Origin of the sequence: Mycobacterium sp. (assembly GCF_049673265.1) — a bacterium.
Taxonomy (GTDB): domain Bacteria; phylum Actinomycetota; class Actinomycetes; order Mycobacteriales; family Mycobacteriaceae; genus Mycobacterium.
Genome location: NZ_JBATXN010000214.1, coordinates 1 through 5,840, shown reverse-complemented (window position 1 = coordinate 5,840; position 5,840 = coordinate 1). Strand labels below are relative to the sequence as shown.

Sequence of the window (5,840 nt, the reverse complement as noted above, 5' to 3'; positions counted from 1 at the left end):
TGGAAAAGACGCCGGAGCAGCTTGACGTGCTGGGCGATGCCGGTGTGGTCGACGCAGGTGGGCGCGGGTTGTTGGTCCTGCTCGACGCGTTGCGCTCAACGATCACCGGGCAGGCGCCGAACCGCACCCTCTACGAGCCGTCCCCACGCCCGCAAGCGATCGAGCCCGCCGCGCAACCCCCTGCGCCGCAATTCGAGGTGATGTACCTGCTGGGCGGGTGCGACTCCGAGGCCGTCGACCAGCTGCGCGAACGGCTGGACGAGCTGGGTGAGTCGGTGGCCATCGCGACCTCCGGCGTCGTCGGCGGCTATTCGGTCCACGTCCACACCGACGACGCAGGGGCCGCCGTCGAAGCAGGTCTGGCGTTCGGCCATCCGCGGCGGATCCAGATCTCGGCGCTGACCGGCCCGGCCAGCGGGCTACCGCCGGGCAGCTGGACCCGGGAGCGCGCGGTGTTGGCGGTCGTCGACGGCGACGGCGCGGCGGAGTTGTTCGCCGGCGAGGGGGCCTGCGTGCTGCGCCCCGGCCTACACGCTGCCGAGCCGACGACGGCCATCAGCGCACAGCAACTATTGCGCGCCGTGGTGGACACCGAAGCCGCGCAGGTCATGGTGTTGCCCAACGGCTATTTGGCCGCGGAGGAGCTGGTCGCCGGCTGCACCGCGGCCATCGGGTGGGGCATCGACGTGGTGCCGCTGCCGACCGGATCGATGGTGCAAGGGCTTGCCGCGCTTGCCGTCCACGAACCCGGCCGGCCAGCCGTCGACGACGGCTTCACGATGGCCCGCGCCGCGGGTGCAGCCAAGCATGGGTCCGTGCGCATCGCGACCGAAACGGCGTTGACCTGGGCTGGCGCCTGCGAGCCCGGGAACGGCCTGGGCATCGCAGGCGACGAGGTGCTGATCGTGGCGCCCGACGTGGCGTCGGCGGCGATCGGGTTGATCGATTTGCTGTTGGCTGCCGGTGGCGAGTTGGTGACGGTGCTGGTGGGCGCCGACATCGATGGGGATGCCGACGCGGCTGCCGTGGGCGAAAAGCTGCAAGCCCACATACACGACCGGCACCCGGGTACCGAGCTGATGACCTATCACACCGGGCACCGCGGCGACGCGCTGTTGATCGGGGTCGAGTAGCCATGGTCGCGCTCAGTGACCGCTTGGATTACGCCCTTGGCGCCAAAGCCGCGAACCCGCTCGACGCGGTGTTCGGTATCCGCACCGTCGACGACCTGCTCCGACACTATCCGCGTAGCTACGTCGAGGGCACCAGCGTGCGCGGCGTCGACGACGAGCGACCCCCGGAAGGCGAGCACGTCACCCTCGTCGACGAGATCACCGACGTAGCGCTGATTCGAATTAAAAAGCGCCCCAAGGACAAGCTGTTGCGTGTCACTCTCGGCTCCGGGCGGAACAAGGTCACCGCCACCTTCTTCCACCCCAAGCCGTGGATCCAGGACCGGCTCGCGAAGGGAAACCGCGTCATGCTATCCGGGGAGGTCGGGTATTTCCGGGGAGCAATGCAGCTCACTCATCCCGACTTCCTGGTGTTGGACTCGGCGGACGGCAAACACCACGGCAGCCGGTCGCTGAAAAACATCGCCCACGCTTCGCAGGCTGTCAGCGGCGAAGTGTTGCAAGAGGCGTTTGAGCGCAAGTTCTATCCGATCTATCCGGCCAGTACCAAAGTGCAAAGTTGGGACATCTTCAACTGTGTCCGGCAGGTGCTCGAGGTTCTCGAGCCGGTGGCCGACCCGTTGCCGAAAGCGCTGTGCGCCCAACACAATTTGGTCTCTGAAGATGAGGCGCTGCGTGCCATCCACCTCGCCGAAAATGAAGCCGAACGGCGGCGCGCCCGTGAACGTTTGACGTTTGACGAGGCCGTCGGGCTGCAGTGGGCGCTGGTGGGCCGGCGGCACGGCGAACTGTCCCAGTCCGGGCCGGCGGCGTCAGCGCGTGCGGATGGGCTGAAGCAAGAACTCCTGCAGCGGTTGCCATTCGAGCTGACCGTCGGCCAGCGTGAGGTGCTGGAGGTGCTTTCTGCTGAAATCGGTTCCACCCGCCCGATGAACCGGTTGCTGCAAGGTGAGGTGGGGTCTGGCAAGACGATCGTCGCGGTGCTGGCGATGCTACAGATGGTCGACGCCGGCTATCAGTGCGCGCTGTTGGCGCCAACGGAAGTCCTTGCTGCACAACATCTCCAGTCGATCAACTCGGTGCTTGGGCCACTTGCGATGGCCGGCCAACTCGGCGGCGCCGACGATGCCACCCGAGTGGCGTTGCTTACCGGCTCGATGTCAGCGGCTCAAAAGAAACAAGTTCGCGGTGAGATCACCAGCGGTCAGGTCGGCATCGTCGTGGGCACCCATGCACTGCTGCAAGACGCGGTCGAGTTCCACCAGTTGGGCATGGTGGTCGTCGACGAGCAGCACCGGTTTGGCGTCGAACAGCGAGACCAGTTGCGGGCCAAGGCGCCTGCCGGGATCACGCCGCATCTGTTGGTGATGACCGCAACGCCGATACCGCGGACGGTGGCTCTTACCGTCTACGGCGACCTGGAGACGTCGACGCTGCGCGAGCTTCCTCGCGGCCGGCAGCCGATCACCACCACCGCCGTGTTCGTCAAGGACAAGCCGGCGTGGCTGGACCGGGCCTGGCGGCGGATCGTCGAAGAGGTTGCCGCGGGACGCCAGGCCTACGTGGTGGCGCCGCGGATCGACGAGACCGATACCAGCGGCCAGACCGAGCAGGACGGAAGGCCTTCGGCGACCGCCGAAGAGCTGTTCGCCCGGCTGCGCTGCGAACAGTTGGCCGGTGTGCGGCTGGGACTCATGCATGGGCGGCTGCCCGCCGAGGAGAAGGACGCCGCGATGACGGCGTTTCGCGCCGGCGACATCGATGTGCTGGTGTGCACCACCGTCATCGAAGTCGGCGTCGACGTGCCGAACGCGACCGTGATGCTGGTTATGGATGCCGACCGGTTCGGGATCAGCCAGTTGCATCAGTTGCGGGGCCGCATCGGCCGGGGCACGCACGCGAGCGTATGTCTGCTGGCGAGCTGGGTGGCGCCGGATTCGCGGGCAGGCAAGCGATTGAGCGCCGTCGCCGGGACACTCGACGGGTTCGCGTTGGCCGACTTGGATCTCCAGGAACGCCGCGAAGGGGATGTGCTGGGTCGCAGCCAGTCCGGGCGTGCGATCACGCTCCAACTGCTGTCGCTGATCAACCACCGGCACATCATCGAAGCCGCCCGGGAGTTCTGCGAGCAGGTCTACGACGACGAACCCGCCAACCCCGGATTGGCGCTGCTGGCCGCGCCGTTCACCGGAACCGAACGCATTGCCTACCTGGACAAGTCATGACGCGAAAGACATTGTTGTGGCTGTCGGCGATTGCGGTGCTCGCCGTGCTGGTCGCCTATCAGGTGGCGGTGACATCACAGGGGGACCGTGCGCGCGAGTTCGCCGCTCGGGCCGACGTTCCGACCGTGGCGCCCGGCGTCGACGTGCTGGCTGGAATCACGGTGGTACCGGCCAGAATCCATCGCTACGACTATCGCCGTGCGGCCTACGGCGACGCCTGGACCGACGACAACGACGCGCCCGGCGGGCACAACGGATGCGACACTCGCGATGACATTCTCGACCGCGACCTGGTCGACAAGACGTACGTGTGGATCAAGCGCTGCCCCACGGCGGTCGAAACGGGCACCCTGCACGACCCGTACACCAGCGCCACCATCAACTTTCATCGCGGGGCCGGCGTCGGGGCCTCGGTCGAAATCGACCACATCGTGCCGCTCGCGTTGGCTTGGGACATGGCGGCCTACGACTGGCCGGCCGCCGAGCGGGTGCGCTTCGCCAACGATCCTGCCAACCTGTTAGCGGTCGACGGCAAGGCAAACGAAGACAAAGGCGATTCTCAGCCGGCGCTGTGGATGCCACCCAACAACGCGTTCTGGTGCCAATACGCCATGCAGTACATCGCGGTGTCGCGCGGTTATGGGCTCCCCATCGACCAGGCGTCCGCCGATGCGCTGCGTCAGGCCACGGCCACCTGCCCGGCCGGACAACCCAGCTAGATTCCGGTGTAGGTCAGCGGATCCTCGCGCACCCGGGTGCCGTCGTTGAGACCGTTGAGTGCGTCCATGTGCTCGGCGGCCAACTCGAAATCGAAGACGTCGATGTTGGTGGCGATGCGTTCGGGCTTGGCCGATCGCGGAATCACCACATTGCCCAGCTGCAGGCTCCATCGGATCAGCACCTGCGCGGGGGTGCGGCTGTATTCAGCGGCGACGGAGGTCACGGTCGGGTTATCCAGCAACCTGCCGACCGCGAGCGGGCTATAAGCCTCGGTGACGACGTTGTGCGCGGCGTTGACCGCCCGCAGCTCGGCCTGGTTGAGCAGCGGGTGCAGTTCGATCTGGTTGACCGCAGGGGTGACAAAGGTCAGGTCGATGACGTCGGTCAGGTGCTCCTCGGCGAAGTTGCACACGCCGATCGAGCGCACGAGGCCGTCGCCGCGTAACTGGATCAGTCCGCCGAAGCTGTCCACGTATTTACCCAATTGCGGTGCCGGCCAGTGGATTAGGTAGAGGTCGAGGTAGTCCAGGCCGAGCCTTTCCAGGCTGGCCCGGCACGCGTGCTGAGTGGCGGTGATGCCCTGGTCGGCATTGGCCAGCTTGGTGGTGACGAATAGCTCCGCGCGAGGTATCCCGGATGCGGCGATCGCGCGACCGACCGCGGCTTCGTTGCCGTATACCGAAGCGGTATCGATCAGTCGATACCCGATTTCCAGCGCCGCCGATACCGCGCGCTCGGTCTCGTCGTCGGACAATTCGGCGACGCCGAGGCCAAGCGCCGGCATCGTGTTCTCGTCATTGAGCGCTATAGCTGGAACCGATACGCTCGACTCGCCGGTCAACGTCATTCACCTGCCTGTGAAGTCGAAGGTTCGTGGATCAGGGCCGAGCCGGTTGCCATCGTCGAGCGAAGAGATTGACGCCATGTCGTTGCTGCTGAGCTCGAAATCGAACACGTCAAAGTTGCTCGCAATCCGCGTAGGGTTCACCGACTTGGGGATCACGATATTACCCAGCTGAATATGCCACCGAATCAATACCTGGGCGGGTGTTCGGCCGCGGCTTTCGGCGATGCCGTTGATCGCCGGATGAGTCAGCAATGATCCTTGCCCGAGCGGTCCCCACGCCTCCGTCGCAATGCCCAGCCGGGCGTGCACTTCCCGTAACTCGGTTTGCGCCAGCCGCGGATGCAGCTCGACCTGGTTGATGGCCGGAACGATCCCGGTGGCATCGATGAGCACACTTAGGTGCTCGGGTTCGAAATTGCTGACCCCGATGGACCGGATCCGGCCCTGGTCGCGCAAATGAGCGAAGGCCTTGAAGGTGTCGACAAATTTGTTGCGCCGGGGCATCGGCCAGTGCACGAGGTACAAGTCCAGATAATCGATCCCCAGCCGATCCATGCTGGCCTCGAATGCCGTCAGCGTGCTGTCGTAGCCGTGGTCGGCGTTCCACAATTTGGTAACCAAGTAGAGTTCGTCTCTGGGCACGCCGGACCCGGCGACCGCGCGGCCAGTTTCGCGTTCGTTGCCGTACATTGCCGCGGTGTCGATATGGCGGTAACCGGCGCGCAGCGCGGTGCCCACCGCCTGCTCGGTGTCCGCGGGCGGAATCTTGAATACGCCGAAACCGACGGTGGGAATGCAATTACCGTCGTTCAGTCGGACCGAGGGACGCAAGGGACTAGCCATGACACGAAGTCTGCCAGCCGCGCCGGACCTGCAGATCAAAGCGCCGAGCGGGTGGGCCGGTCGGCTGCAGAG

5 protein-coding genes are annotated in these 5,840 nt (G+C 65.8%); 3 read left to right on the top strand and 2 right to left on the bottom strand.

Annotated elements, in window-relative coordinates; genetic code table 11:
• From WBF82_RS07555 to WBF82_RS07545, 3 genes are all read left to right on the top strand, one after another.
• The coding region (locus WBF82_RS07555) for a DAK2 domain-containing protein (protein ID WP_424382435.1) at positions 1-1,133 on the top strand (1,133 nt) is incomplete at its 5' end.
• Between the two features lie 2 nt (positions 1,134-1,135).
• Positions 1,136-3,358: an ATP-dependent DNA helicase RecG gene (gene recG, locus WBF82_RS07550; protein ID WP_424382434.1), complete on the top strand. Its 2,223-nt coding sequence runs from the start codon at positions 1,136-1,138 to the stop codon at positions 3,356-3,358.
• Positions 3,355-4,077, top strand: a complete 723-nt coding sequence (locus tag WBF82_RS07545) for an HNH endonuclease family protein (protein ID WP_424382433.1) — start codon at positions 3,355-3,357, stop codon at positions 4,075-4,077. The genes recG and WBF82_RS07545 overlap by 4 nt, the downstream gene beginning before the upstream one ends.
• On the opposite strand, the gene WBF82_RS07540 is transcribed toward WBF82_RS07545, so the two are convergent.
• Together WBF82_RS07540 and WBF82_RS07535 are read right to left on the bottom strand one after the other, a co-directional pair.
• A complete protein-coding gene (locus tag WBF82_RS07540; protein ID WP_424382436.1) occupies positions 4,074-4,919 on the bottom strand; it encodes an aldo/keto reductase in 846 nt (281 codons plus the stop codon). The two genes, WBF82_RS07545 and WBF82_RS07540, sit on opposite strands and share 4 nt — an antisense overlap.
• Before the next feature lie 6 nt (positions 4,920-4,925).
• Entirely contained in the window at positions 4,926-5,768 is an 843-nt protein-coding gene (locus WBF82_RS07535; RefSeq protein WP_424382432.1) for an aldo/keto reductase, read from the bottom strand.
• Between the last annotated feature and the right edge of the window lie 72 nt (positions 5,769-5,840).